General features: G+C 62.4%; 23 protein-coding genes, 1 tRNA gene and 2 riboswitches. Of the genes, 13 read left to right on the top strand and 11 right to left on the bottom strand.

All coding sequences use genetic code 11. The features are described 5' to 3' along the window. On the top strand, nt 1–1,063 hold a 1,063-nt coding region (locus tag Y707_RS27975), incomplete at its 5' end, for an integrase catalytic domain-containing protein (protein ID WP_035782950.1). 58 nt (nt 1,064–1,121) lie between these two features. Here Y707_RS27975 and Y707_RS27970 read toward each other — a convergent pair. Next, the gene (locus tag Y707_RS27970; protein ID WP_035782894.1) at nt 1,122–1,997 is read right to left on the bottom strand and encodes a glycerophosphodiester phosphodiesterase; all 876 of its coding nucleotides are present in this window, start codon (nt 1,995–1,997) and stop codon (nt 1,122–1,124) included. A gap of 231 nt (nt 1,998–2,228) precedes the next feature. Between Y707_RS27970 and Y707_RS0120435 the strand changes: the two genes are divergently transcribed. Next, nucleotides 2,229–3,497 (top strand): DUF445 domain-containing protein, encoded by a 1,269-nt coding sequence (locus Y707_RS0120435; protein ID WP_026536439.1) that lies wholly within the window; start codon nt 2,229–2,231, stop codon nt 3,495–3,497. A 27-nt stretch (nt 3,498–3,524) separates the two neighbouring features. On the opposite strand, the gene Y707_RS27965 is transcribed toward Y707_RS0120435, so the two are convergent. Beyond that, nucleotides 3,525–4,361, bottom strand: coding sequence for a hypothetical protein (locus Y707_RS27965; protein WP_035782891.1), 837 nt, complete (start codon nt 4,359–4,361; stop codon nt 3,525–3,527). 537 nt (nt 4,362–4,898) lie between these two features. On the opposite strand from Y707_RS27965, the gene Y707_RS0120425 reads away from it, so the two are divergent. From Y707_RS0120425 to Y707_RS0120400, 6 genes are all read left to right on the top strand, one after another. Beyond that, nucleotides 4,899–5,219: a nucleotidyltransferase family protein gene (locus Y707_RS0120425; RefSeq protein ID WP_026536438.1), complete on the top strand. Its 321-nt coding sequence runs from the start codon at nt 4,899–4,901 to the stop codon at nt 5,217–5,219. Next, nucleotides 5,216–5,416, top strand: coding sequence for a ribonuclease HepT family protein (locus tag Y707_RS27960; protein WP_035782888.1), 201 nt, complete (start codon nt 5,216–5,218; stop codon nt 5,414–5,416). The genes Y707_RS0120425 and Y707_RS27960 overlap by 4 nt, the downstream gene beginning before the upstream one ends. 355 nt (nt 5,417–5,771) lie before the next feature. Next, complete coding sequence (locus tag Y707_RS0120415) at nt 5,772–6,041, top strand: hypothetical protein (protein ID WP_026536437.1); 270 nt, start codon at nt 5,772–5,774, stop codon at nt 6,039–6,041. 21 nt (nt 6,042–6,062) lie between these two features. Continuing rightward, the gene (locus Y707_RS30995) at nt 6,063–6,230 is read left to right on the top strand and encodes a hypothetical protein (RefSeq protein ID WP_162150257.1); all 168 of its coding nucleotides are present in this window, start codon (nt 6,063–6,065) and stop codon (nt 6,228–6,230) included. Nucleotides 6,231–6,551: 321 nt separating this feature from the next. Continuing rightward, nucleotides 6,552–7,169 (top strand): DUF305 domain-containing protein, encoded by a 618-nt coding sequence (locus tag Y707_RS27955; protein ID WP_051442256.1) that lies wholly within the window; start codon nt 6,552–6,554, stop codon nt 7,167–7,169. Between the two features lie 147 nt (nt 7,170–7,316). Continuing rightward, the gene (locus Y707_RS0120400; protein ID WP_026536436.1) at nt 7,317–7,574 is read left to right on the top strand and encodes a DUF6458 family protein; all 258 of its coding nucleotides are present in this window, start codon (nt 7,317–7,319) and stop codon (nt 7,572–7,574) included. A gap of 90 nt (nt 7,575–7,664) precedes the next feature. Here Y707_RS0120400 and Y707_RS0120395 read toward each other — a convergent pair whose 3' ends face one another. Further along, nucleotides 7,665–11,159, bottom strand: coding sequence for a bifunctional proline dehydrogenase/L-glutamate gamma-semialdehyde dehydrogenase (locus Y707_RS0120395; protein ID WP_026536435.1), 3,495 nt, complete (start codon nt 11,157–11,159; stop codon nt 7,665–7,667). Between the two features lie 125 nt (nt 11,160–11,284). Here Y707_RS0120395 and Y707_RS0120390 point away from each other — a divergent pair, with 125 nt between their 5' ends. Beyond that, complete coding sequence (locus Y707_RS0120390) at nt 11,285–12,214, top strand: LysR family transcriptional regulator (RefSeq protein WP_026536434.1); 930 nt, start codon at nt 11,285–11,287, stop codon at nt 12,212–12,214. Between the two features lie 9 nt (nt 12,215–12,223). Further along, the gene (locus Y707_RS0120385) at nt 12,224–12,643 is read left to right on the top strand and encodes a MarR family winged helix-turn-helix transcriptional regulator (RefSeq protein WP_026536433.1); all 420 of its coding nucleotides are present in this window, start codon (nt 12,224–12,226) and stop codon (nt 12,641–12,643) included. Nucleotides 12,644–12,702: 59 nt separating this feature from the next. On the opposite strand, the gene Y707_RS29245 is transcribed toward Y707_RS0120385, so the two are convergent. Further along, the gene (locus Y707_RS29245) at nt 12,703–13,782 is read right to left on the bottom strand and encodes a YdcF family protein (RefSeq protein WP_051442255.1); all 1,080 of its coding nucleotides are present in this window, start codon (nt 13,780–13,782) and stop codon (nt 12,703–12,705) included. 41 nt (nt 13,783–13,823) lie between these two features. Next, nucleotides 13,824–13,896: transfer RNA gene (locus Y707_RS0120375), tRNA-Lys, on the bottom strand. A 145-nt stretch (nt 13,897–14,041) separates the two neighbouring features. Between Y707_RS0120375 and Y707_RS0120370 the strand changes: the two genes are divergently transcribed. Beyond that, nucleotides 14,042–14,689 (top strand): hypothetical protein, encoded by a 648-nt coding sequence (locus Y707_RS0120370; RefSeq protein WP_026536432.1) that lies wholly within the window; start codon nt 14,042–14,044, stop codon nt 14,687–14,689. 53 nt (nt 14,690–14,742) lie between these two features. Here the strand turns inward: Y707_RS0120370 and Y707_RS0120365 are convergent, their stop codons facing one another. From Y707_RS0120365 to Y707_RS27940, 3 genes are all read right to left on the bottom strand, one after another. Further along, nucleotides 14,743–16,110: an LLM class flavin-dependent oxidoreductase gene (locus tag Y707_RS0120365; protein ID WP_026536431.1), complete on the bottom strand. Its 1,368-nt coding sequence runs from the start codon at nt 16,108–16,110 to the stop codon at nt 14,743–14,745. A gap of 12 nt (nt 16,111–16,122) precedes the next feature. Next, a complete protein-coding gene (locus tag Y707_RS27945; protein ID WP_081745042.1) occupies nt 16,123–17,469 on the bottom strand; it encodes an MFS transporter in 1,347 nt (448 codons plus the stop codon). A gap of 39 nt (nt 17,470–17,508) precedes the next feature. Beyond that, nucleotides 17,509–17,633: riboswitch (SAM riboswitch) on the bottom strand. Between the two features lie 68 nt (nt 17,634–17,701). After that, the gene (locus Y707_RS27940; protein ID WP_035782885.1) at nt 17,702–18,919 is read right to left on the bottom strand and encodes an acyl-CoA dehydrogenase family protein; all 1,218 of its coding nucleotides are present in this window, start codon (nt 18,917–18,919) and stop codon (nt 17,702–17,704) included. A 64-nt stretch (nt 18,920–18,983) separates the two neighbouring features. Beyond that, nucleotides 18,984–19,072, bottom strand: a riboswitch (SAM riboswitch). Nucleotides 19,073–19,453: 381 nt separating this feature from the next. On the opposite strand from Y707_RS27940, the gene Y707_RS0120350 reads away from it, so the two are divergent. Next, nucleotides 19,454–20,071 carry a DUF47 domain-containing protein gene (locus Y707_RS0120350; protein WP_026536430.1) on the top strand — a complete coding sequence of 206 codons (618 nt, stop codon included), beginning with the start codon at nt 19,454–19,456 and terminating at the stop codon, nt 20,069–20,071. Further along, nucleotides 20,072–21,076 carry an inorganic phosphate transporter gene (locus tag Y707_RS0120345; RefSeq protein ID WP_026536429.1) on the top strand — a complete coding sequence of 335 codons (1,005 nt, stop codon included), beginning with the start codon at nt 20,072–20,074 and terminating at the stop codon, nt 21,074–21,076. Nucleotides 21,077–21,122: 46 nt separating this feature from the next. Here the strand turns inward: Y707_RS0120345 and Y707_RS27935 are convergent, their stop codons facing one another. The 3 genes from Y707_RS27935 to pstA all read right to left on the bottom strand — a co-directional run bounded on the left by Y707_RS27935 (nt 21,123) and on the right by pstA (nt 23,648). After that, nucleotides 21,123–21,542: a hypothetical protein gene (locus tag Y707_RS27935; protein WP_035782882.1), complete on the bottom strand. Its 420-nt coding sequence runs from the start codon at nt 21,540–21,542 to the stop codon at nt 21,123–21,125. A 212-nt stretch (nt 21,543–21,754) separates the two neighbouring features. Further along, on the bottom strand, nt 21,755–22,534 hold the full coding sequence (gene pstB, locus Y707_RS0120330) for a phosphate ABC transporter ATP-binding protein PstB (RefSeq protein WP_026536428.1): 780 nt from the start codon (nt 22,532–22,534) through the stop codon (nt 21,755–21,757). A 10-nt stretch (nt 22,535–22,544) separates the two neighbouring features. Continuing rightward, nucleotides 22,545–23,648, bottom strand: coding sequence for a phosphate ABC transporter permease PstA (gene pstA / locus Y707_RS0120325; RefSeq protein WP_026536427.1), 1,104 nt, complete (start codon nt 23,646–23,648; stop codon nt 22,545–22,547). Between the last annotated feature and the right edge of the window lie 80 nt (nt 23,649–23,728).

The following is a 23,728-nucleotide window of genomic DNA, read 5'->3' as shown; positions in this document are numbered from 1 at the left end:
GGCGGTGAAACCGCGGTCACCGAGGCCGCCGGTCTACGGGGAACCGGTGTTGGAGGCTGTGCGGTTCTGCTGGGCTGTGCAGGGCACTCCGTGTGGGCGGCTGCTGGCGGCGGCCTTGCCGGACCTGGTCCCGCGGCTGCGCTGGCTCGGTGAGCTGGACATCGATGACGTGACGGCGGCATTGCTGCTGCGGATTGCCCCGGCCACGATCGACCGGCGCCTGAAGGCTGACCGGGCGAAACTGGATCCGCGGGGCCGGTCCCATACCAAGCCCGGCACGCTGCTGAAGGACTCCATTCCGATGCGGACCTGGGCCGAGTGGGATGATGCCGTGCCCGGTTTTGTCGAGATCGATCTGGTCGGCCATGAGGGCGGCAACAGCAAGGGCGAGTTCTGTTTCACCCTCGACATCACTGACATCGCGACCGGCTGGACCGAGACTGTGTCGGTGAAGAACAAGGCGCAGAAATGGGTGTTCGCCGCGATCAAAGAGGCCACCGCAGCGTTCCCGTTCCCGATCCTCGGGGTCGATTCAGACAACGGTTCAGAGTTCATCAACTGGGAGCTGTTCCGCTGGTGCGAGAAGGAGAAATTGACCTTCACCAGGTCCCGCTCCGGAAACAAAAACGACGGCGCCCATGTGGAGCAGAAGAACTGGCACATCGTCCGCCAAACGGTGGGCTATCACCGCTACGATACCGCCGGCGAACTCGAGTTGCTCAACCGGATCTGGGCGCTTCAACGACTGGCGACCAACCATTTTGCACCCCAGCAGAAGCTCATCTCAAAGACCCGCACCGGCGCTAAAATCACCAAGAAATACGACAAGCCGGCCACCCCGTACCAACGGGTGATCGCCGATGAAGGGACCGTGCTCAAGAAGGTCAAGACGAAGCTGACACGGGAAAACAAACCGCTGAACCCGGCAAAGCTCCAACGTGAAATCCAAGCCCTCACCGCCGAACTCCTGACCCTGGCCACCGCAAAACGAGGACCAAAAACGCAAACAGCTATCCGGACAAAATCAAATGATTCTGCGAATCGATCCAGCCGGGCATCTTGACATGATTCCTCGGGGGGACCCTTGATCAATAGTGGATAAAGCGCTCCGGCGCCGGTTGCTACGCCGACGGTGGGGCGAGCTCCGCGAACCGGTCCGCCGTCCGTGCGGGCCAGTCCGTGGTCACCTCCTGGATGCCGAGCTTGATGCACAGGTCCACATCATCATCGCTGTTGACCGTCCAGACCCGGAACGTCAATCCTGATTCGACCCAGCCGGTTACCTGTTCCAGGTGTTGGCGGATGTATTCAATACCGGGACCGGCCATTCCCACGCGCTTGGCATCCAGATTCTGCTGCCCCTCGGCAAGCTTCTGCTGTGCCTTCCGCAGCTCGGGTGACCCTACGACGTCCTCCAGCCCGAGCGCCCGTGCAATCGGCGCTTCCTTCACATCCTCGAGCAGCTGGCACACGAAACGTGCGGGCACCTGAGCCAGCAATCGCTCCACGGAATCCGGGTCGAAGCTCATGAAGCTGAAGGAGATATTGCCCAGCATGCAGCTCTGCGCATCCCAGCCCTCCGCCTCGAGCAGTTCAAACAGGTTCGCCTCGAGTTCGGCGCCAAAAGGATCCGGATGCTTGCACTCGATGGCCAGCTTGATCCGTTTTCCATAATCCCGGAGGATCTCGAGCAGCTGCAGCAAGGTCAGGAACTGATCATCCGGCGTGCCGAACCCGGGCGGAATTTCTGCACCCTTCCAGGAGTGGAAATCCACCCGGCGCAGCTCCTCAAGGGTGTAATCGGCAACCTGGCCGGTGCCGTCGGAAGTCCTGTTGAGCTTGTGGTCATGGATCAGCACGAGCTCCCGGTCGCGACTCAGATGGATGTCGCACTCCACCCCGTCCGTACCTTCCGCGAGCGCCTGCAGGTAGGCGGCGCGGGTGTGCTCGGCGAACTGGCCGCTGGCCCCGCGGTGGGCATATACGACTGGCCGCACTGTTCCTCCTCTGCAGCGTTTACGACGCCGCCTCTCGATCACCTTGCGTTCACGCTACGCGATGGACGCGCCACAGAGGTAGAGCCTGTCCACAGGATCGACGGCGGTGTCGGCACCGATTGGCAGAAACTGGTTAACTTACGGCTACGGGACTATTTGTTTGGAGGGCCCATGAACGCAGCATTCGACGACGGGAACGACGACGACGGGCCGGCAACCGGCACACGGACCATGGCGCCGCCGTCGTCCATCAGCCTGCCCACCGACGTCGAACGCGCTTCCGCCCTGCGCCGGATGAAACTGCTGGCGACTCTGCTGCTTGGCCTGATGGCGCTGATCTTCGTGGTCTCGTTCGCGCTGCAGGACGATTACCCGTGGATGCAGTACGTTCGCGCGGCCAGCGAAGGAGGCATGGTTGGCGCCATTGCCGACTGGTTCGCCGTCACCGCGCTGTTCAAGCATCCAATGGGACTGAAAATCCCCCACACCGCCATCATTCCCCGGCGGAAGGACGCGATTGGGGCGAGCCTGGGCGAGTTTGTGGAGAGCAATTTCCTGTCCGAAGACGTGGTTCGCGCCAAACTGGCGACCGTCGGCGTAGCGCAGGGAGTGGGACGGTGGCTGGCCAAGCCGGCCAATGCTGACCGGGTCGCCACCGAGGGCGCCGTTGCCATCCGCGGGGCGTTGCGGATTCTCGACGACGAGGCAGTCCAGGATGTCATCGAGTCAATGGCGCGCAAGCACCTGCTCGACCCACCGTGGGGACCTCCGGTGGGACGGATGGCGGCGAGAATTTTCGAAGACGGCCATCATCACCGCCTGATCGACCTGCTCATCGACCGTGCCGCGGACTGGGTAACCGATAACTATGAAACCGTCACGCACATAGTTTCCGACCGCTCTCCGTCCTGGGTCCCCGGTTTCGTTGACGGCGCCGTCGGCTACAAGGTGTACAACGAGATGCACCGGTTCGTGTTGGCGGTGCAGGCCGAGCCGGACCATGAAGTACGGCAGGCGATGGACAAGTACCTGAAGGAACTGGCCGAAGACCTGCAACACGATCCGAAGGTGATCGCCCAGGCCGAAAGCATCAAGGGCCAGATCCTGGACGATCCCCGCGTCCGCGATCTGGCCGCCCGGACCTGGCTCACCATCAAATCGGCACTGCTGGAGGCCATCGACGATCCCAGCAGCGAACTGTGGATCAAGTTCACCGGAGCGGTCCGGGACTTCGGGCAGCGGCTGGCCAACGACGCCGCACTTGCCGCCAAAGTCAACGGCTGGATCAGCGACGGCGCCGGTTATCTGGTGCGGACGTACCGGCATGAAATCGCGGCCGTGATTAGCGAAACCGTCGAACGCTGGGACGCGGATGAAACGTCCCGGAAGATCGAGCTTCAGGTGGGCAAGGACCTGCAGTTCATCCGGATCAACGGCACCGTGGTCGGCGCCCTGGCCGGACTCGTGATCTTCGCGCTGGCACACTTGGTCTTCGGGTGAGAATGCTTCGGCGCGTTCGGATCCTGCTTATCCGGTCGGCTCCGATGGTCCTGCTTCAGCTGGTCCTGTTTCCGTTTCCGTTTCCGTTTCCGTTTCCGGATGAGACGTATCAATCTCCTCCAGCAACTCCCCGGGAATCGTCTCGGGTGGCGGGCCGAACGCTTCCCTGGCGGACGCAATAACCGAGCGGCCCATCATCAGGTTGCCTGCGCCGCCGACCACCGCCCCAATGCCGAAGGGGATGGCGCGGCCAAGAAGGACGGTGCCCTGCTTGGCCAGCAGCCAGCGCATAAATTTCTTCCGGATCCGGGTGCCAATAGTCGTAACCATGCCCTTCGGCAGCCGCTCCCCGATCATCGGACCCCACTGTGACATGACGCTGCCACCGCGGCCTGTCGCCTGCCCCGCGAAAGCGGTGACGAGCGTGCTCCCTTCTTCGCCGAGCATGATCGCCATCACCATCGTGCGGGCCCGTTCCGGATCTTCGATCTGGACCCCATGAAGTTCCGCGATGGACTGGGCATAGAGGGCACTGGCTTCGAGGAAACCGACAGTGGCAGCTGCGGACAGTGACAGTGAAGCAACAGTTCCAATACCCGGAACGACGGCGGTGGCCCCGACTGCCGCGCCGCCGCTTGCGACCGCGGCGAGATAGTCGCGTTCGAGTTTCCTGCTGATCTGCTCGGCGGAGGCATACGGATATCGGCGCCGCAGCCGGCGCAGGTTGGCCACCACCAGGGGCCGCTGCACCTCCACGGCGTTGTACATCATCCGGTAGAGGCCGGGCTTCGGGTTGCCCTTCTCGTCGAAGGCGGCTTCAGTGGCAATCTTCATGGCCGGCTGGACCCGTTTACGTTTTGGCATCAGCCCTCCTGCCGTCGTCGTTTCTTCCCCTAACCCTAGGTCACACTGCTGGGAGAACCCTTGCAGGGTCCCGTCTCTGCTGTTATCGGCGCACGCTGTTCGCCCGACGACGGGAAGTCGCATGCCAGCGAACCTTCCCGGTCGAGGCGTTTTCGAATGCATGATGACGCCGACACCGGTGAGGGCGGTGGAATGGACCTTGGTTTGCTAGCGACCGCACGGGGCCAGGGAATCGGTACAGACGTAGTTCATCAAATGGTGTGGCGAGCGAGATCAGAAAAGGGCTGGACGCGCTTCACCAGCGATCCCGACATCGCCAATGAAGAAGGTGCAGCCTTCTGGCGCAAAGTTGGCTTCGCCCCTGAACGAATCGTCCGAGATGACCCGCACCGAAAGCCATGCTGGATCATGACCTGCCCGATGAACCTATCTGACTCGCGTACCGCAAGCGGATCGGCTACTGGCACGGCGGCCGAGGTATGGGGACATTACCCTTGTCAGAACACCACTTGGTGGGTCTCACGTTATCCTTGAAGTATGAGTGAGCCGACCGCCGCTACGTTGCAGATTCGTGCTGCCCTCCAGCAGCAAGAAAGTCGTGTTGCTGAGTTGCTGAGGCAGTACGGCGCTACCAATCCGCGACTGTTTGGATCAGTGGCCCGTGGCGATGCTCGAGAGGACTCTGATTTGGATCTGCTCGTCGATTTGTCTGCAGGGGCCGGTAATGAGTTGTTGCGCGTAGCCGGGCTCGCCGAGGAACTGACCGGAATCCTGGGCGTGCGAGTCGATGTCGTGGCGGCGACGCTTCTCCGCGACGAGGTGTCGGCCACTGCCTTCGCAGACGCGGTGACCGTTTGAGCCGCTCGGATGCGGAGCGCCTGGAGGACATCCGCGCCGCAATCTTGCGTTGCATCGCCTACCGCGACCATCTCGATTCTGCAGAACTGGGCTCGATGGCATACGACGCGGTACTCCGCAACCTTGCCGTTGTCGGTGAGGCTGTAAAGTCCCTGGTGGTTGAGCAGCCGCGTGATGGTCCAGCAAAACTGATGTAGATAAGAGGTGCAGCCACGGTGAGTACTCCTGACGCTCGAATGATCTGTAAGTTTGCCGATGCTTGATAGACGGTGACACCCCGTCAGAATCATCGGTGAGTCCAGATGCAGCTCAAAAATCATAATCTGTCAGACATCGCTCGTTCGCATATTTGACACTTCGATATAGTTGTACTTATTGGTCCCTGACACAGGAAGATGGTGCCAGGCGGGGCCCCAAGAACCCCTGGGCTCAATGAGCTATAGATACCTACATCTCTAACGCTGTCCGTAGCGGATCCCTCACCGGATGGATGCCGGCTGTGTGAGCCTATGATGTGCACAAGTAGGTTCCACCCTCTGCGAGGAGACCAGCATGCGTGAGCCGGAGCTTGCGGATACGACCGACACCCGCTGGGAAGAGGATTCCCCCGCTTACCGGGTCCAGGTATGGACGGTGCGCGCCTCCAATTCATTGGACCTCGCCGAGTATCAGTTCGACGGCGTGGACGTTGACGAGGTGCTGCAGTGGGCCTCATCCCAGGAGGCGCCGGACCGGCAGATTGTTGTCTACGCCCGGATCATCAAGGACTACGAGCCGGGTTTGATCCGGTTACGCGGCACCGACCCTTCAATTTCGGACTAACGGTGGGGGCGTGAGTGCACCGTGCCGTTGACCCGGTTTTTCATCGCCTGCATGGTGTTGATGATTGTTGGCGCGGTCTGGCTCTATTTCGTGGCGGATACCGGTGAGATCCGGATCGCTGCCGTGGCTGTCGCCGCGTGTGGGCTGGCCGGGGCCGCTGCCGGAATCGTCTCCAAGGTGAAGAAGTGACGCGCGTTTAGGCAGGTACTAGTTCGATCAATTCGGTTCCTCACTTCGGACATTCCCGACGTCGTGGCCGACAATACGGGACACTGCGGCGGTGCCATGAACCCTCGATCGTGCGCACATTGCTGGGGCACGCCGGCCCTGCCCACCCAGGAGAGGAGCCAGTCGAAACCTGCGCTGAACGGCGGGTACCCAAACGCCAATTACGCATAGTTATGCAGTACACCAGCAAGACGTCGTCATTTGCCGCCCCTTGAAGCGGCCGTACTGTGGAACTGGGGTCAAATCTGAGACGATGGAACCGTTCAGTGGAGGAGGAATTGGATGGTTGGTAGATGGGCCTTCGCTGCCTCTGCCGCCATCGTCCTTGCGCTGACGGCGTGTGGTCCGACGTCGGAAGCACCCACACAGAGCAACGGTTCCAGTGGCGCTTCGATGCCGGTCCAGGCGAATGCGGGCAACAACGCGGCCGACGTCAGGTTCGCCCTGCTGATGGCCGGACATCACGAGCAGACCATCAAGCTGGCCGAAATCGTCCAGGAAAAGGATGGCGTAAGCCAGGAGATTCAATCGCTGGCTCTGAAGATCATGTCGGTCCATGAGCCCGAGCATGCCCAGCTCGAAGGCATGCTCAGAGCCTGGGGCAAGCTGGACGGCGATTCCGGCAACCAGCGTTCCCAGACTCCCGCAACAGTGGAGATGAAGGCCATGGCCGGTCCCGAGCAGATCGAAGAACTCCGCGCGGCGGCCGGCAACGACGCCTCGCGACTGTTTCTGAAACTGCTGATCGCCCACCATGAGGCAACGATCGCAGTGGCCGAAGCGGAATTGGCGAAGGGCAGTAACGCGGAGGCAATGGCGTTGGCGCGGACCATTGCGGAAACGCAGCGGCAGGAACTCGACCGGATCCGGTCGATGTTGGAGCGGTATTCGTCGAATTAACGCTCGATTGCTATCCCCCGGCCGGAGTTCCCCAGCGTCAGGCTCAACGTCTTTGCCCTCGCCGGAGTAAACTAGTAGCGTCCGTCAACTAAGCATGCTGGCGAACAGCATGCAGCGGTTACTACCGGCATAAGGAGATTGTTGGTCATGAGAATCGGTTCATCCATTGCCCTGATAGCTATTGGCGCCATCCTTGCGTTCGCGGTTCAGGGCGTTGTCATCGACTTCGTCGATCTCACCATGGTCGGCTACATCCTGCTCGCACTCGGGATTCTGGGCCTGATCATCTCGATCATCTTGGCGGCAACCGGCGCGGACAGGCGCGTGTCCCACACCCGATCCACTGTGGACCCGCGTACCGGCGAGCGCATTACCCGGAACGAAAGCCGCGACTCGGGGTTTTAGCAAACGTGTTGAAAGGGGCCGGCATTGCTGCCGGCCCCTTTCGTTTGTCTTCGCCTATCTCCGCCAGGCTCCTCCGGCAGGACAGCCCTGCTAGATCACGCTGTCCGAGAGATGGTCCGGGGTGCCGAACCGGTGAGCCGTGATGGTGACGGCCTGCTCCCGCAGGAACGGCAGCAGTTCGATCCGCCCCGCCTGGGTCACCGGACCAGCGTAGACCGCAACGTCCGGACGACCGCCGGTTTGCGCAGCGAGCGCGTGAACGTCGCCGCCGATCAACCTGACCCGGCCGCCGTCGAGGGCGCCCGCGGTGGTCAGCCAGACGTCGTCGTTCTCCACTGCAACCGCAATGCCGAGTCCGTTGAACACTGACTGGACCGCTGCTGGCAGCTCCACCGCGGTTGAAATGGTGAGGGCGGATCCGGCCAGGATTCCAGCACCGGTCACGCGAAGAAGCGTGACCAGGGGCTCGCCTTCGGACAGGCGGATCGTGACGGGAAGCGGACGATAACGGAAGACGTTCCGTTCGGCGCTGAGGCCGGTTACGTCCTTGGCCGTTCCAAACTCCCCGGCCCATGCAGAGGCGTCACTGCCCAATGCCCGGCGCAGTGTCTCCACGTCTGCCTCCGGGATGTCATCTCCGGAAGCAGCAACCGCGGCCAGCAGCCCCTGCACGTCCGCGCTGTCGACGTCGGCAACCGGTCCTTCCAGCTCGGCCGGCTGCCAGTTGCCCAGCCCGATCAGGTAGTTCGGACCGCCGGCCTTGGTCCCGGCGCCGACGGCGGACTTCTTCCAGCCGCCGAACGGCTGGCGCTGGACAATGGCGCCCGTGATGCTGCGGTTGACGTACAGGTTTCCCGCCTCGATGTTGTCCAGCCAGACGTCCAGTTCCCGGGTGTCGAGGGAATGCAGACCGGAGGTGAGACCGTACTCGATCTGGTTCTGGATGGCGATGGCCTCATCGAGGGTCTCCGCCGTCATTACGCCCAGCACCGGGCCGAAAAATTCGGTCAGGTGGAAGTAGGAGCCGCGTTTGACGCCCGTCCGGACCCCCGGGCTCCACAGGGCACCGGTTTCATCCAGCTGTTCCGGCTCGACGACCCACGACTCCCCCTCCCCCAGGGTGGTCAGGGCCTCCAGCAGCTTGCCGTTGGCGGGTTCGATGATCGGGCCCATCTGGCTGGCCGGATCAACCGGGTAGCCCACCTTGATGGCCTTGACGGCGTCGATGAGCTGGTTCCGGAACCGTGGCGAATCGGCCACGGAGCCGACCAGGATCACCAGCGAAGCGGCCGAACACTTCTGTCCGGCGTGCCCGAACGCGGAGTACGCCACGTCCTTGGCGGCAAGGTCGAAGTCGGCGCTCGGGGTGACGATGATGGCGTTCTTTCCCGAGGTCTCGGCCAGCAGCGGCAGATCGGGCCGGAAGGAGCGGAACAACTCGGCCGTCTCATAGCCGCCGGTGAGGATGACGCGGTCGACCCGGGGATCCGAAACAAGTTGCCGGCCCAGGTCGCGGTTCCCCAGCTGGACCATTGCCAGCACCTCGCGCGGCACGCCGGCTTCCCACAGCGCTTCCACCATCACGGCGCCGCAGCGGCGTGCCTGCTTTGCAGGTTTGATCACGACGGCGGAACCGGCGGCGAGCGCTGCCAGGGTGGAGCCGGCGGGGATCGCCACCGGGAAGTTCCACGGCGGTGTCACCACCGTCAGCCGGGACGGCACGAAGGTGGCGCCGTCGACGTCGTCGAGTTCCCGGGCACGCTCCGCGTAATAATGCGCGAAGTCGATTGCTTCACTGATTTCCGGGTCGGACTGGTCGATGGTCTTGCCGGTCTCGCTGGCCATCACCTCAATGAGCTGGTCCCGGCGGGCGGCGAGCGCATCTCCGGCGCGGTGCAGGATCTGTGCGCGTTCGGCACCGGTCATCGTCCCCCAGGCAGTGCTGCTGTCGACGGCGGTGGCCACGATCCGCTCCAGCTCATCGGATTCGGTAATGGTGACAGCCGCGACGGTATCCTCGCCCAGGGTGGAGTGCGGGACACGTTCCAGAATTCCCCGTCCCCAGGTCCGGTTCGCGGGCAGGGATGGATCAGTGTCGGGGGTATTGGTGAAGCCCACTGCCGGCGCCGGTGCTTCCGGCTGGTTCCGGTCCTGCTGCCGGTTCGGCATCGGGATGGAATCGTCCAGATTATGCAGCGAAGCGAGGAAGCGCCGCTGTTCCCGTTCGAACAGCGCTTCGTTGTCGGAGAGCTCGAAGACGGCGGACATGAAATTTTCCTGGCTCGCCCCTTCCTCCAGGCGCCGGATCAGGTAGGCGATGGCGACGTCGAACTCCTCCGGCCGCACCACCGGGGTGTAGAGCAACAGACTTCCGACGTCCCGCTTGACTGCTTCCGCCTGGCCGGTTGCCATGCCGAGCAGCATCTCGAATTCGATACCGTGCTGAACGCCGCGTTCCTTCGCCATCAGCCATGCATAGGCGATATCGAAGAGGTTGTGGCCTGCGACGCCGATCCGAACCGCGTCCACCCGGTCCGGTTGCAGGGAGTGGTTGATGATGCGCTTGTAGTTCGTGTCGGAGTCCTGCTTGGTGCCCCAAGTGGCCAGCGGCCAGTCATGCAGCGATGCCTCAACCTGCTCCATCGGCAGGTTCGCGCCCTTGACCACGCGCACCTTCACGGCGGCTCCCCCCGCGGCGCGCCGGGCCTGCGCCCATTCGGTCAGCTTGACCATCGCGGCCATGGAGTCCGGCAGGTACGCCTGCAGGACAATGCCGGCTTCGAGATTCCGGAACTGCGGCTGCTCGAGGATCCGGGTGAAGACCGCGATGGTCATGTCCAGATCCTTGTACTCTTCCATGTCCAGGTTGATGAACTTGGGCTTGAGTGAATCCGCTGCCTGCTGGTAAAGCGGCGACAGGCTTTCCACCACGTGCTCAACCGTCTCCTCGAACGCCCACGGCGAATGCGGCGCCACCGTGGAGGAGACCTTGATGGAGACATAGTCGACGTCGTCACGGGCCAGCAGCTTGTGCGTTCCCTCCAGCCGGCGGGCGGCCTCGCGCTCGCCGAGTACAACTTCACCCAGAAGGTTAATGTTCAGCCGCACGTCGTCCTTGCGGATTTTGGCGACGGCAGGTCCCAGCTTCGCGTCTGAGGCGTCGACGATCAGGTGCCCGACCATCTTCCGGAGGACACGCTGGGCGACAGGAATCACCAGATGCGGCAGGACGGGCGCGACGGCGCCGCCAAGCCGGACGGCCCCGCGCATGTACCAGGGCAGGAATGCCGGAACCTTGGACGCCACCCGGTGCAGATTACGCGCGGCAACCTGCGGGTCTTCGGGCCGGATCACCCCGTCCACGAAGCCGACGGTGAATTCCAGGCCGTTCGGGTCTTTCAGCACTCCGGCCAGCTGCTTGGCCGAGGAATCTGCCGGGTACCGCGCACTTTCGGTCAACCAATGACGGACCAGCTTGACGACGTCGTCCGCTGAATCCCGTTTCGATTCGCTGGTCAATTCGTTGCTCGGAAAGTTAGTCAGATCGACTGGGGTCGCGGTGGCCCCCTCAAGTGTGTTCGTCATTTTGTTGATTCTCGTCCTTATCCCGTGTAGTAGGTCTGTCTTGATCAGTATGGGGATAGAGTTCAATTAGATAAAGCGATCTTTTTTGACGGGTATTGGTCAGGTTTGTTGATGAATCGAAAGCCATGATGAATGTGCGCAGACTCGCGCTTCTGCGCGAGCTGAAAATCCGCGGAACGCTCGCCGATGTGGCCGCCGCGCTGAACTTCAGTCCGTCGTCGGTATCGCAGCAATTGACCCTGCTGGAGAGGGAAGCCGGCGTTGAACTGCTGCGGAAAACCGGGCGCCGGGTGCAGCTGACTCCGCAGGCCGAGATCCTGATCGAACACACCGCGGAGCTGCTGAAAACGCTGGAGATAGCGGAGGCTGACATTGCCGCGTCGCTGACGACCGTCACGGGAACCGTCCGCCTGGCGGTCTTCCAGTCCGCCGCCCTCGCCCTCATGCCCGGCGCCTTGACCGCCATGCAGGCTGCCTATCCCGATGTCCGGATTGAGATGATCCAGTGTGAACCGGAGACTGCCCTGCATGAAACCTGGGCGCGGGACTTCGACATGGTGATCGCCGAACAGTATCCCGGCCATGCGCCCGCCCACTATCCCGAGCTGGACCGGACGAAACTCACCACCGACGCCATCCGGCTGGCCGCCCCGCCGGCATCGCTGGACGGAATCACTTCGGTAGACGACGCCAAGTACATGCCCTGGGTGATGGAACCGCGCGGCGCCGCCTCCCGCCATTGGGCCGAGCAGGCGTGCCGCCAGGCCGGATTTGAGCCGGACGTGCGGTTTGAAACGGCGGACCTGCAGGCGCAGATCCGCCTGGTGGAGTCGGGAAACGCCGTGGCTTTCATGCCGGATCTTGTCTGGTCCGGCAAGGAGACCACCTGTCAACTGCTTCAGTTGCCGAGCGACCCGATCCGGACGATCTTTACGTCGGTCCGACTCGCCAGTGCCCACCGCCCGGCAATCCTCGCCTTCCGCTCCGTTCTCGGGAAGACGGCCGAGCTCGTCGGTCAGCAAAGCAGGATGGAACTGCCCGATCTGGAACCGTAGAGTGTAGCCATGGCACAGCAACGCCCCATCGGATTCTGGCTCACGCTCGTCGACGGATTGATCAACGAGCAGTTCGACAACACCGTGGAAGAGCACGGCGTCACCCGCCGGCAATGGCAGATCATGAATGTGCTCGCGGAAAACCAGTCCACCGCGGCAGAACTCGACCAGGCACTGGCACCGTTTTTCGCCCAGGAAGACGGCGGCACTTCCGCGGAACACGTCGAGGAGTTGATCGAAAGCGGCTGGGTCGCGGCCGACGGCGAGTACTATCTCCTGACGAACCTCGGCCGCAAGAGCCTGGAGGCTTTGGGCGAGGTGGTAACCCGCAACCGGGACCACATCACCGAGGGTGTCTCCGAGGAAGAATACGCCGCCACGCTGGACGTGCTGCAGCGGATGGCGCGCAACCTCGGCTGGACGGAATAGCCTGCCGCACCCGGCTCACCGCTGTCCCCCGCGGCGGACTCTTCGGCCTCCTCGTGCAGTCAGCCGGCTGACGCTGCCAGCGCTATTAACGACGTCGTGATGCTGAGGGCCACTGTGGCGTGCGCCCAGGTGTACTCCCCCAGGGTCAGGGTGAATTCCCGCAGCAGGGTCGCGGGCAACAGTCCCGGTGCGGAGCGGGAACCCACCACGTCGGCCTTCAACCCCATCCGGCGGCAGATTCCCGCCGTCCTCAGCACATGAAAATCGCTGGTGACAACGACGACGGCGCCGTCAACGTTCCCGCCGGTGCTGGCCTTCGCTTCCAGCATCGATTTTGTGAACCTAATGTTCTCCCGTGTGGTGCGAGCCTTTTCTTCGACGATCAGGCGCTCCTGAGGCACTCCTTTCGCGGCGAGGTATTCGGCCATTGCGGCCGCTTCGCTTCGGGTTTCCGCCCTTCCCGGGCCGCCCGAGACGATCAGCAAGGGGCCGGCGCCAGGCTCGATGGAGTCGCAAATGCGGCAAGCGGCGTCCAGCCTGTCGGCCAGCATGGCTGAAACTTCGCCCCGGTTCAGGGCCGAGCCCAACACGACCACGACTCCAGCTTTCGGCGGTTGGCGTGCTCTGGAGAAACCGAGTGAGTAGATCAGGAACACGGCAAACGACACCAGGAGGTACGCGATGGTGATAGCCAGTCCTGTTGCGACCAGAACCGGCCCCTGACGCCCGTCGAGAAGGAGGAGGACGACGGCGGCGCATGCCACTGCGAGCGCGGCACCGGTTCCCAGTGAGCGGGATCTGGCCGGGCCCCTGCCCCGTCGCCTGCCACGGCCCATGCTACTGCCGTTACGCTGCATGCCGCCGCGGGCCGGTCTGTTGCCGCTGCTGAGCCCATTCACGACAAGCAGGACGATCAGCCCCAAAACCGAGACGGTGGCCGGCCCCAATACGGTCAGCATGAGGACACTGCCGAACATGGACTCGAGAAGGGAACGCCCTGCCGGCGTGGAATAGATCCACAGGTTCAGTGGGATCAGGGCGGCAAACAGGAATGCCGCGTTGCCGGGATCGCGGCGGGCGCGGATCAGACCGGCGGCGGACAACGCGAGGAACACCGCACCAAGGATCAGCAGAAACACGCTTCCAGCCTAGAACGCCTGACTGGTCCTGCTGTTAAGGGTGGGCCCCGTGGGGCTCGAACCCACGACCCACGGATTAAAAGTCCGATGCTCTACCAACTGAGCTAGAGGCCCCTCCAGTCTGTACAGCACCGCGAAGCGCTGTCTCAAGACCGAAACCACTTTATCGCATAAGAGCGAACAGTATCGACTCGCCCCATGGCGGATGCCGAAGGGCGGCAGGGCAGACATTTTTAGGTCCAAGGAGTAGAGTCGCGGCATGAGCGAAGACGTCAGTTCAAACGCACCGCGGCCGCATAAGCCGAAGCCGTTTGCGCCTGCCGACTTTGAGCCATTTGCCGGTGGCGCCGACCCCGCACGCGTTTCCGAAGCCGCGCATCTCGCGGCCCAGGCACTTGTGCACCACGGCCGGGCAAGTGACGACCCGGAGGTAACCGAACGGCTCGTCAAACTCGCCGACGAACAAGGTCTTGAAGCCGTCGCAGAGCTCTGGGCGGAAAGCCCTCCCCGATCCCTGCCGGGCGCGCTGTGGCGACTGTACGCCCTCCGCACGGCCGCACAGCAGAATCCGGAGCGGATCTCGGCCTATTTCTCGGCCGGCAAGGATGTTGCCCAAGTGTCCAACGTTGTTGCCGGGGTTGCGGAACCGCCAGGCGCCGAGGAAGTCAAAACGATGGCCAACACCATCCTCTCCGGCGCTTTCGAAGGGGATTTCGACGTCGCCCTGGAACGGTCGGCCGCATTCTGCCGGGTGGTGGCACTCGGCCAGGCGACAATGGCCGACGATTCCGAGGTTTCGAACGAGCACCGGGCGTCAAAGCTCACGCGCGAATCCCACCAGCTCGTGAAAACCGCCGAGGATCTGGAACACGCCGCGGCATCATGGCGCCGCGGAGAACTCGACTAAAGTTCCCCGCAGCCTCCCGCCGGTTCCGTCAGTGTCCGGGTTACAAAGAGGTTCTAGCCCTGAATATTGCGAAACCGGGCCCCATAGTGGTCCGCTGGCAATCGGGATTCCCCACCCGTAATGATCCCGCGGAACGTCTCAGCATCCGGGCTTTCCAACAATCCCCGTCGACGCAGTTCGGGCGAGACCAGCCGCGCGAAGTCGGCCAGATCGGCCGGCCGCACGGCACTGGAAAGGTTGAACCCGTCGACGTCGCCGACATCCTGCCACCGTTCGAGCTCGTCGGCGATGGTTTGGGGTGAACCGATAAGGACCGGTCCACGGCCGCCAATACCGATAAAGCGCGCCAGCTCGCGTGCCGTCCAGGTCCGTGATGGGTCCATGGTGGTGAAGGCGGCGAGCGCGGACTGATTACCTTCGGTCTTGATGTATTCCAGCGGTGCGTCCAGATCCACATCACTGAGGTCGACGCCGGTCCAGCCGGCGAACAAGGCCAGCGCCGCCTCCGCATCGATGTATTCGGAGTACTCGTTGAACTTCTGTTGTGCTTCTTCGTCGGTTTCGGCCGTAATAACCGTCGCCATGGCGAAAATCTTGACGGCGTCGCGACGGCGTCCAGCCGACGCAAGTCCATCCCGCACAGAGTCGACCCATGTCCTGGTCATTTCCGGTGTGTAGCCGCTGAAGAAGATGGCTTCGGCATGCTTGGCAGCAAATTCCCGCCCGCGGGAGGACGCGCCCGCTTGGAACAGCAGCGGTGTGCGCTGGGGGGACGGCTCGACCAACGCCGGACCTGGAACCTGGAACGCGCTGCCCTGATGACCGATTCCCCGGACTTTATCCGGGTCGGTGTAGACGTTGGCCTCTGTATCGACGGTGACTGCGTCGTCGTCGAACGATCCCTCCAGCAGCTTGTAGACAACGTCCATGTACTCTTCGGCCCGGTCATAGCGCTCGTCGTGCGGGATTTGTCCATTCAGTCCGAGGTTGCGGGCGGCGGAGTCCTGGTAGGAGGTGACGATGTTCCATGCCACCCGTCCACCGGTCAGATGATCCAGGGTGCCCAGCCGCCGTGCCAGCAGGTAGGGATGCTCGTAGGTTACCGACGCCGTCACGCCGAATCCGATTCTGCGGGTCGCCTGCGCCAGGGCAGAGACCAGCAGCATCGGATCAAGCTGTGGAAACTGGACGCCGCCGCGCACAGACTCCTCCGCCGAACCGCCGAATACGTCGTACTGGCCCAGGATGTCGGCGAAGAAGATGCCGTGGAAGCCGCCTTCCTCCAGGGTTTGGGCCAGGGAGGTCCAGTAACCCAGTTCGGTGTAGCGCCGGCCTTCATCCCGGTGATGCCGCCAAAGTCCGGGGGACTGATGGGATGGCACGAGCATCTCGAAGGCGTTGAACAGCAACGGTTTTGGCACGAAGGTGCACTCCTAAAATTCGTCGGGAAGATTCTTGTCCTGCACGTACTCCCGCGCCGGATCCTTGGCGGCCGCGGCGGCAACCGCCGACAATGCGGCCAGCACAGTGATGTAGGCGCAGATCAGCCAAGGGCCGCCGTTTCCGAGTTGCAGCAGCGACGCGGCGATGAAGGGCGTGAGTCCACCGCCGAGCACGGCACCAATCTGGTACCCCAGGGAAACGCCGCTGTACCGCACGTTCAGGGGGAACTGCTCGGCAAACCACGCCGCTTGGACCCCATACATCGAATCGTGCAGGATACTGACTCCAACAAACATCACCAGCGGCAGCAGGACGAGCGGTCCATGATCGAGGAACCAGAAGAACGGCCAGATAAAGATGCAGGTGGCTATCGCGCTGGTCAGGGCGATCCGCCGTCGTCCGATCTTGTCCGAGAGCCAGCCCCAGAACGGCCCGCCCGCCAGCCCGATGGCGGACACGATCAGGATGGATGTCAGGGCAGAACTGTTGTCCCCGCGGCGTTCGGCCAAATACCCGATCACGTAGACGGTCAGCAGAACGTAGAGCCCGATCTGCCCCAGGCGCAGCCCGATGGTTACCAGCACCGCACGCGGGTGGTTTCGAAGCACTTCCCGCACCGGCGAGCGCTCGACCTTGTTCTGGCTCTGCAGCTTCCTGAATTCCGGCGCATCTTCAACACCGAGGCGGATATACAGGCCGACGGCGACCAAGACCGCGCTCAGCAGGAAGGGAATGCGCCAGCCGAAGGCACTGAACTGCTCGGTAGAGAAGACCGCCTGGCTGATCGCAAATGCGCCCGTGGCCAGCAACATTCCCGCCGATGAGCCGACCTGCGTGAAGCTGCCGAACAATCCGCGCATCTTTCGTGGCGCGTGTTCGACCGACAGCAGCGCCGAGCCGCCCCATTCGGCACCGGCGGACAGCCCCTGCAGCAAACGCAATAGAACCAGGCCTACGACGGCGGCAGTACCGGCCGTCGCATAGGTCGGCAGTACGCCGATCAGTGTCGAGGCGATGCCCATGGTCAGCAGTGAAAAGACCAGCAGTTTCTTGCGTCCGATCCGGTCTCCGAGGTGTCCGGAGATGATTCCGCCCAGTGGCCGGGCCAGGAAGCCGACGGCAAACGTGGCGAACGACGCCAGAATACCGGCGACCGCAGAAGCCTCCGGAAAGAACTGCTCGTTGAAAATCAACGCCGAAGCCATGCCATAGAGGTAGAAGTCGTACCACTCAATGGTGGTTCCGACGAAGGCCGAGGACAGTACGCGCTTCTTGTCACGCAACCGTATCTGTCCAGAGGGGCGCTCCTGCTCGAGCGCGGATTGGTTCAACACCATGGGAAGTTCCCTTGCATCATCGGGCACTCCGCCACGGAAGCGCCGTACTTGCCGGCGGAGTCCTGTCGCTCCGCACCGGCCGAATCCTCACCTGGGGCACCCCACTACAGCGTCAGAGGGTTGCCGTCCAACAAACCAGGGTTTTAGCGTTGGAGCTCTTGATTCTGCATGTCACGCTATTTCGCTTGGGTGGGTGAAACAAACTCACAGGAGTAACACAACGCAACATGCACTAACCGACGCTGCCGATGGCCCACAGCGATTCCGGCGTCGTTCCGTTGACCTCGAAGTCGCCAATCTGCTTGGCCTTGAACACAATCGGATTGTGTGTCGCGGCTGTCCGGGCATTGCGCCAGTGCCGGTCCAGTTGCTTGCTCCGGCTGGTTGCGGAGGCCCCCAAGGTATCGAAAAGCTGATCGGCTGCATCGAGGGCCAGACGTGGCACCATCAGCTGGGCCTTATCCACAGCCAGTTCGCCACGTTCGTAGCGTTGCTGGTCGGTGAGATTACGACTGGGGTCCCGCGCGATATCGAGCTCCCGTGCCGCTTGCAGCACTATCGCCTCGGCGGCGAAGGCTTTCGCTGAAATCTGGCCAACCAGTTGGAGAATGAGCGGATCCTCGCGTACTGGAACGCCGGAGCCGGTATTGAATGTACGCTGACGGCTCTCCACCGAGGATCGGGCATCGGTCAGGACGGCCCTGGCGATACCTGCCTCCACGGCCAGGATGATGAGTTGGAAGAACGATTGCTCATGGCTGGTCTTGCGGCTGCGGTCGAGGACGTGGTCGTCGTCGACCTTGACGTTATGGAACGTCGTCGTGCCTGTCCCGGTTAGGCGCTGGCCAAAGCCATCCCAGTCGTCGTCGAGGAGGACGTTGGGATCGGCGGTGCTGACCAGTGCGTAAACCCGTTCGTCCTGCCCCTCCACCGCAGAGGTGACCGCAATCCATTCGGAGAAGATGCTGCCGGTGCTGTAGTACTTCTGACCGTTAAGGGTCAAGCCATCGTCGGTCTTGCTGAGCAGGGTATTCATCGTGCCAAGGGCGTTGCCGCCGCGTTCCGTCGAGGCATTGCCGACTATTTGCCCCTCGACAATGCGCGGATACCACACGTCCTTCACCCGGTCGGGGGCAAAGCTCAATTGCTCAACGAAACCATAGTGCGAACGGTAGATATGCGCGACATTCGAGTCTGCCTGGGCCAGTTCGATCAGGAGCTGAATGAATTCGGTGAAGCTGACTCCAAATCCGTTGCGCTCCCGTGGCACGCGCAGTGCGCCAAAGCCGGCAGCGTTGAGCCGTTTGATGGAGTCAAAGGGTAGTTCCCGGCCGGCTTCGCGTTGCACCGCCCCAGCGGCAATCTCTTCAAAAATCGGCCGGAAACGGTCTGCAAGTTCCTCGAAGTCCGCTGCTTCCCCGTCCAAAAACCTGTCGACTGCTGCTGCCATGATGATCCTTTCGCGGCACGGCACCCGCCGGCGGCCGGGGAGAACGCCTGCGCGGCAGCCGGAATCTCCATCGGTCCTGGCGGTAGCACCGGCCTGTATAGGTGGTTGCTGCGGCTTCGTCGATCCAGGTCTCTCGGCCGCTCGGGATGGTAGCTCTCATTCGACACCATGGACTTCCCAGGAGCGAAACCGCTGCCGAAATCCCGCGTAATGGTTCGCTGTTCCCGGGCACCAGCCGGGCCGCCGCCGTCGGAAACCCGGATGAAACGGCGGCGTGACCGTTCTCATTGATACGGGTTGGCTGTTCCTGTTGACAGGGTTCGGTCGAAGTAGAAGACTGAAGGTGGTGTCGAACCGTGGCAGCCCCGGGCTCCAACTGATAGCCGCTTCGAGCGGCCTTCCGCCGAGAGGCGCTCCCGGTTCGACACCATTTTTATGCCCTTTCCGGCACTGAAGTAAAGTGGTGCCCGCAGACACTCTGCACGCGTGAGCCCGGCCCGTGGCACCATTTTTCGACAGGTGAAGGTGATGCAAGTGAAGTTACGCCTGTTTCCGCAGGAAAATGCCGGGCTGGACCTTCTATCCCAAATGGCCTCCCAGGTGACCCTCGGCGTGCAGACCCTGTCGGAAATTCTCGGGGCGTCCACTGACGACTTCGAGCGGCTGGCCGAGCAGATGCACCAGCATGAGGCGAAGTCCACCGACCTGCACTACGCCCTGATGACCTCCATGCGCACCAGTTTCATCAATCCCTTGCCGCGGGAGGACATGTATGCGCTGTCGAGGTACCTGAACGAGGCGATGGAAAAGCTCGACGGCGCGGCGGAACTGATCGCCCTGTACCGGCTGGACCGGCTCTCCGGCCGCGCCACCGAACAGCTCGAGGTGATTGGCCGACAGGCGGAGTTGACCGTCCAGGCGATGCAGCAGCTCGGCGAACTCGACGATCTTGAGGATTACTGGCTGGAAGTTCTGCGCCTTGCCAAACGCGCTGAACGGACCCACCGGATCTACGTGTTCGAGCTGCTCAAGGACCACAAAGCCATCCCCTACGCCCGACGACGAGACGTGGCCAACCAGTTGGTCGACGTCACCAAGGAGATGCGGCGTGTGGCGACACATGTCGGCAGCATCATCGTCAAGGAATCATAGGTGGAACTGTTCCTGCTGGTGCTGGTCGTCGGCTTTGCCGGCGCATTTGCCTTCATCAACGGGTTCCACGACGTCTCAAATTCGGTGACGACGGCGGTCCGCACCAGGGCCTTGACCCCCACCATCGCGGTGTTGCTGGCTGCCATCTTCAATCTTGTTGGCGCCCTGCTGGGCACCACGCTTGCCCTGTTGATCAGCGACGAATGGATCAGCCTGCCGTCCGGTCCCGAAGGGCTGGGCATCCTGCTGGCAGGGCTGACCAGTGCCTGTCTCTGGGGCCTGGGCACTTGGTGGCTGGGGTACCCGTCGTCGTCGACGCATGCTTTGCTCGGTGGCTTGCTTGGCTCCGGCTTCGCCTCCACGCTGGTGGGCGGGAACCGGGTTGGGGGTACCGACTTATGGCTCCAGATAGTCCTGCCGCTGCTGCTCTCCCCCGTGATTGCCTTCGTGCTGGCTTTCCTGCTCGTATACCCGATCACCTGGCTGGCCCGGTACAGCCAGCCACGGCGGATTAACCAGCGGTTCCGGATGGCCCAATCGGTCTCCGCTGCCGCGTTTGCCCTCGGACATGGCCTGCAGGATGGACAGCGTTCGATGGCGGTGATCCTGCTGGCCTTGATGGCCGCCGGTTTCGCTTCGGGCAGTGGCATGCCGCTGTGGGTCCAACTGTTCGCGGCAACAACGATGGCGGTCGGCACGCTCTTTGGCGGCTGGCGGATCGCCCACACCCTGGGACGCAGGCTGGTCCGGATAGACCCCATGCGCGGCAGCGTGGCTCAGGGGTTGGGCGCAATAATGCTCTTCGTCGGTGCCATCGGCCTGCACATGCCGGTTTCGAGCACGCACACGGTCGGCTCAGCCATTGTCGGCGCCGGGGCCAATCAACGATTCGATTCAGTCCACGTGGTCCTGGTGTTGAAAGTCGTGGCGGTTTGGGCCCTCACCGCGGGCGCCACGGCGCTCCTGGGCGGCATCTTTTTCCTCGCCCTGAATCCGGTTTTGTAGGCTGAGCGGCGGCGCGGTCAGCGGGCCGGTCTTCGGGAACCGGAGGTTACCGCGTGGCGCTTCGGATCGCTGCCACGATGGCAGCGATGAGCAACCCCAGCAGGACCCCGACCAGGAACACCGGTGCCAGGAGCAGGATAAGAACCAGGCACAGGACTATGACCACCTTGATCTTGGTGCTCGTCCCCGACCATGCACCCCTGAGCGCAGCCCATACGGGATTCTTGCCAGACATCACCGCCCGCACGGCGCCAAGGCCGGCGGTCGTCAATGGACCACCGCTCGCGGCAAGGTCATCGAGATCAGCAGCGGCGACATCGCCAATCTTGTCCACGACCTCGTCGATCTTGTTTGACGCCGTAGTCGCGAGATTGGCTATCACGGTCTGAAGAAGTTGCTGTGCAGAGGCCTTGAGCAGCTCGGCGCCTTGCCCGGACCGGTTCGACGTTGCTGGTGCTGTCGCCATGCGTCCCACTGCTCCCGGGTATTGCTCGTTAGGCCTCGGAGTTCTCGTCCTTAGGCTCAATATCGTACTCGTCCTTGGGACTCCGCAACATGCCGAAAACAGCCATACATTGTAATTTCATCGAAAAGGTCATCTGACGCGGTTGTTTACAGACGCGTCCGAATCCTTGACCGCTGGCTGCGGCGCTGTTTCATGCAGCAGGGCGGCGGGCTTTAGCCGAAGCGGCCGGAGACGTAGTCCTCCGTAGTCTTTTCCCGGGGATTGTTGAAGATGTCGGTGGTGTCCGAATACTCAATCAAACGCCCTGGTTCGCCCGTGCCGGCGATATTAAAGAACGCAGTCTTCTCCGAAACGCGCGCCGCCTGCTGCATATTATGCGTGACGATGACGACCGTATAGTTGTTCTTCAACTCATCGATCAGGTCCTCGATCGCCATCGTTGAGATCGGATCCAATGCCGAACATGGCTCATCCATCAAGATCACCTCCGGCTGCACCGCAATCGCCCGGGCAATACACAACCGCTGCTGCTGCCCGCCGGAAAGGCCCGACCCCGGCTTGTTCAACCGGTCCTTGACTTCCTGCCAGAGGTTGGCGCCCTTCAGCGACTTCTCCACCAGCGTGTCCGCCTCTGTCTTGGAGATCCGCTTGTTGTTCAGTTTTACCCCGGCCAGCACATTGTCCCGGATGGACATTGTCGGAAAAGGGTTCGGCCGCTGGAACACCATCCCGATCTGGCTGCGCACAGTAACCGGATCGACGCCGGGACCGTAAAGATTATCGCCATCGAGCAGCACCTCACCTTGCACCCTCGCGCCCGGGATCACCTCATGCATACGGTTCAGAGTCCGCAGAAAGGTCGACTTACCGCAACCGGAAGGACCGATGAAGGCCGTGACAGAACGGGCTTCAATCCTGATATTGACATCCTCGACGGCCTTGAAGCCACCATAGAAGATATTCAGGTCCTGAACATCAATTCGTTTCGACATTGGTTCCTTACTATCGGCCCGTCTTGGGGGCAAAAAATTTCGCGACTAATCGTGCCACAAGGTTCAGCAGCATGACGAACAGAATCAGGATCAGCGCAGCCGCCCATGCGCGCTGGTCGCTGGGCTCAATGTTGGTGGGCGACGTAGGCGTCCTGATTTGGTAGTAAATAAACGTCGGCAGCGAAGCCATCCAGCCGGAAAACACATTCCAGTTGATGGAGGTGGCAAAGCCGGCCGCCACCAAAATTGGTGCGGTTTCCCCCACCACCCGGGCGATGGCAAGGGTGACCCCGGAAGCGATGCCGGAGATCGACGTCGGAATCACCACTTTCATTACAGTGCGCCACTTCCGCACGCCCAAAGCGTAAGACGCTTCACGCAACTCATTGGGAACGATGCGCAGCATCTCCTCGGTGGAGCGGACCACGACCGGGATCATCAGTACGGACAGCGCCACCGCGGCCACGAAGCCGGTGCGGGTGCTCGGACCAAAGAACATGCCGAACAACGCGGCCGCGAACAGTCCAGCAACGATTGAAGGGATGCCTGTCATCACGTCGACGAAGAACGTGATGGCCCTGCTGAGGGATCTGCCCGAGCCGTATTCCACTAGATAGATGGCGGCGAGCAGCCCCACCGGAACGGAAATCACCGTTGCCATCAGTGAGATCTGTAGTGTGCCGATGATCGCGTGATAGGCGCCACCCAGGACAGGCGTCCCCTCTTCGACGGTTCGATTATCAATTGCCCCGGTGACGCCATTCATCGACGTGAAGAGGAAATTCGAGGTCAGACCCGGCAAGCCGCGTTCCAGTACGGTCCACATTACGGACAGTAAGGGCAGCAGGGCCAGGATGAAGGCACCGTACACCACAAAGGTAATAAACCGGTTGCTGGCGCTGCGCCCGCCCTCGACAATCCGTGTGGCCACGGTGGCACCGGCGACAAACAGCACCGCCGCAAGCACCGCCCACAGAGCCAGGTTGAATCCCACCAGAGATGACAGGGCTGCCGCGAGTACTACCGCGGCCGCCAGGACAACCCACAGTGCAGATTTCGGCAACCGGTTCCTGGTCAGTGCTGAATGCCGACGTTCTACAGTTGCTTTGAACATTAGTTGGCCCCCGAGAATTCTTTGTGGCGGCTGATGATCCAGCGTGCAAACATGTTTACGGCGAGGGTGATGATGAACAG

The organism is Arthrobacter sp. H14, assembly GCF_000520495.1.
GTDB lineage: Bacteria > Actinomycetota > Actinomycetes > Actinomycetales > Micrococcaceae > Arthrobacter_C.
This window is presented reverse-complemented; position numbering and strand designations above follow the sequence as displayed.

Coding starts and splice junctions, on each gene's coding strand:
- Y707_RS0120435 (WP_026536439.1), top strand. CDS start 2,229: ATGGCGCCGCCGTCGTCCATCAGCCTGCCCACCGACGTCGAACGCGCT.
- Y707_RS27965 (WP_035782891.1), bottom strand. CDS start 4,361: ATGCCAAAACGTAAACGGGTCCAGCCGGCCATGAAGATTGCCACTGAA.
- Y707_RS0120425 (WP_026536438.1), top strand. CDS start 4,899: ATGAGTGAGCCGACCGCCGCTACGTTGCAGATTCGTGCTGCCCTCCAG.
- Y707_RS0120415 (WP_026536437.1), top strand. CDS start 5,772: ATGCGTGAGCCGGAGCTTGCGGATACGACCGACACCCGCTGGGAAGAG.
- Y707_RS27955 (WP_051442256.1), top strand. CDS start 6,552: ATGGTTGGTAGATGGGCCTTCGCTGCCTCTGCCGCCATCGTCCTTGCG.
- Y707_RS0120400 (WP_026536436.1), top strand. CDS start 7,317: ATGAGAATCGGTTCATCCATTGCCCTGATAGCTATTGGCGCCATCCTT.
- Y707_RS0120395 (WP_026536435.1), bottom strand. CDS start 11,159: ATGACGAACACACTTGAGGGGGCCACCGCGACCCCAGTCGATCTGACT.
- Y707_RS0120390 (WP_026536434.1), top strand. CDS start 11,285: ATGATGAATGTGCGCAGACTCGCGCTTCTGCGCGAGCTGAAAATCCGC.
- Y707_RS0120385 (WP_026536433.1), top strand. CDS start 12,224: ATGGCACAGCAACGCCCCATCGGATTCTGGCTCACGCTCGTCGACGGA.
- Y707_RS0120370 (WP_026536432.1), top strand. CDS start 14,042: ATGAGCGAAGACGTCAGTTCAAACGCACCGCGGCCGCATAAGCCGAAG.
- Y707_RS27945 (WP_081745042.1), bottom strand. CDS start 17,469: ATGGTGTTGAACCAATCCGCGCTCGAGCAGGAGCGCCCCTCTGGACAG.
- Y707_RS27940 (WP_035782885.1), bottom strand. CDS start 18,919: ATGGCAGCAGCAGTCGACAGGTTTTTGGACGGGGAAGCAGCGGACTTC.
- Y707_RS27935 (WP_035782882.1), bottom strand. CDS start 21,542: ATGGCGACAGCACCAGCAACGTCGAACCGGTCCGGGCAAGGCGCCGAG.
- pstB (WP_026536428.1), bottom strand. CDS start 22,534: ATGTCGAAACGAATTGATGTTCAGGACCTGAATATCTTCTATGGTGGC.
- pstA (WP_026536427.1), bottom strand. CDS start 23,648: ATGTTCAAAGCAACTGTAGAACGTCGGCATTCAGCACTGACCAGGAAC.